The organism is Acinetobacter endophylla, assembly GCF_053543775.1.
The window spans coordinates 1,531-3,624 of the sequence record NZ_JBLVOM010000271.1 but is presented as its reverse complement, the minus strand read 5'-3'; the positions used below and the strand labels follow the sequence as shown (position 1 = coordinate 3,624).

The following is a 2,094-nucleotide window of genomic DNA, read 5'->3' as shown; positions in this document are numbered from 1 at the left end:
CTGTATATAATTTAAATAACAGGGCTTTTTTAATAATAGGATCTGTATTAATCTGATTTAATTTAGCTAAGAAATTAGATAGTTCATCTGAATTCAAATGAGGATAGTTTTTCTTAATCTTATTGTTGACTAATATTTTATGAAGTCCATGTGCAATATTATAGTCACAATACCCCATCGCTACCGCATAATCATAAATCTGATTTAAATAACTATAGGCTTTCTTTACAGGTTCTTTTACATTTCTAGATTCTATATTTTTAATAATCTTAACTAGATCATATCTTTTAATTTCAATAAATGGCATTAGTGCAATATTTGGATAAACATCCTGATCTAAACATTTTTTTGCGAGCTGAATTACACCGCATCGTGGTTCATCTTCAAAGGAATTTTTAATTTTAAATTCTAACCACTCTTCACAAATATCCTGAAAAGTTTTGATGTATTTTTTATGCAGTGGTTTATTTTCATAATTATTAAATTTATATTCATCCCGGACTGATCTGGCCTCTTTCAAGGACATTACAGGATATTCACCCAACTTCATGCGAGGACGTTTATTTGTCCCTGCAAGTGAATAGCGGTAACTCCAAGATTTACGTCCGTTTGGTTCTACCTTCAAACTTAAGCCGTCATCATCTGCCAGAAAATAGATTTTTTCCTTTGGTTTAGCTTGACGTACCTTAATTTCAGTAAGACTCATGAATTTTTAACCTAACCACAAATGGCACTGCTCAATTCAATTATAGCAAATTTAAGCGATATTCATATGATGCGTATCATACGCATCACATATTTCTATAAGTAATTGTTAAATAAAATTTATATTTAGATTGGCTAGTCCTTAGTAACCAATTAATTAACCATTAATTTTGCAAGTCTTAAATTGGCATTTGAAGTGTAACCCCATGTTATGACTATTCACATTTCTGCTCTATGATTCATGGTTACTTATTAGTTATATTATTATGTCAGGAGCGATACAAGAATTAGGGTAACCTTATGGAAATAGCGAATACGAAATTACTAGCTGGCGCTTTGATAGCCCTAACTTTAACTATAGTTAGCCCTGTCGTACTTGCAAATGATAACAATGATATACGAAAGACTATTGTAGTTAAGTTTGCTAAAAAAGCTTACTCTGCAAATTATTACGGAAGGATAGATGGATACAAGTATGATTCCTACAAATTTTATGCTAAAAAAGGGCAAAAGTTAAAAGTGAAGTTGACTGGAGGAAATGTTGAAGCTTACTTATGGGGTAATCAATTAAAAGACTCCATCAATCTTGGAGAATATTCTCCAGAGCTTGATGATAATGGTTTTTATATTTTACCTGCTTCAGGTGAGTATGAAATTAGAGTATTACAACCTAGATCACAGGCAAGAAAAGATAAAAAACCTCAATACTGGATGAGTATTGACATTAAATAAAGACTTTCTAGATTTTTTTAAGCTTTTATGCCAGGGTTCAAAAACTATTGCCAGTTAAACGGGGCGTGATTCCTATTCATATGTTTTTATATTAGTAAAAATGATATAGATACGTAATTCATAGAGATCGTTTCAATTTAGCAATCTCTAAATACATCTTGTAATTGGCATGTTGAATCCGTTCATTTGAGGGGTCGTATTGCTTCTGGACTTCATCTAAGAAAGGAGTTTCTTCACATAATTCAAAGTACCTTTCCATCGGTATTTTATCTTTCAAAGCTGAATGTGGTCTCATCCAGTTATAGTAATGCTGCCATTCTGCCAGTTTACTCTGAATTTCCTCTGAATCGATATCTACAGTAGCGTAGAACTCAGATTTATCAGTCTTTTGTGAGCGCTCTACCTTGCCATTCAGATGAGGTGAACCCGGTTTATTTGGCCTAAATTTGATTCCATACTGCATCATTTTTTCTGTACTTTTTCAGCAAAGAATTCTCGTCCACGATCGGTCTGTATTCGCTGTATGGGAAAAGGCATTTCTTCAATTACACAGTTAAAAGGTCGAGTGTATCGCAGCTGTTCGGCGTTTATATATCCTTAAAACGCGATATCGTGTGCAGTCATCGATAGATGTGTACTGATATAGTCCAGGGACCC

2 protein-coding genes and 1 pseudogene are annotated in these 2,094 nt (G+C 33.2%); 1 reads left to right on the top strand and 2 read right to left on the bottom strand.

Annotation, left to right across the window (positions count from 1 at the left end):
• Positions 1-706: tyrosine-type recombinase/integrase (locus tag ACNPNW_RS15800; RefSeq protein WP_448767150.1), on the bottom strand; the 706-nt coding region annotated here is incomplete at its 3' end.
• Positions 707-1,005: 299 nt separating this feature from the next.
• Between ACNPNW_RS15800 and ACNPNW_RS15795 the strand changes: the two genes are divergently transcribed.
• Positions 1,006-1,437 (top strand): PPC domain-containing protein, encoded by a 432-nt coding sequence (locus ACNPNW_RS15795; protein WP_448767149.1) that lies wholly within the window; start codon positions 1,006-1,008, stop codon positions 1,435-1,437.
• Between the two features lie 118 nt (positions 1,438-1,555).
• On the opposite strand, the pseudogene ACNPNW_RS15790 reads toward ACNPNW_RS15795, so the two are convergent.
• Positions 1,556-2,094, bottom strand: a pseudogene (locus tag ACNPNW_RS15790) (integrase core domain-containing protein); the annotation flags it as partial.

Coding starts and splice junctions, on each gene's coding strand:
- ACNPNW_RS15795 (WP_448767149.1), top strand. CDS start 1,006: ATGGAAATAGCGAATACGAAATTACTAGCTGGCGCTTTGATAGCCCTA.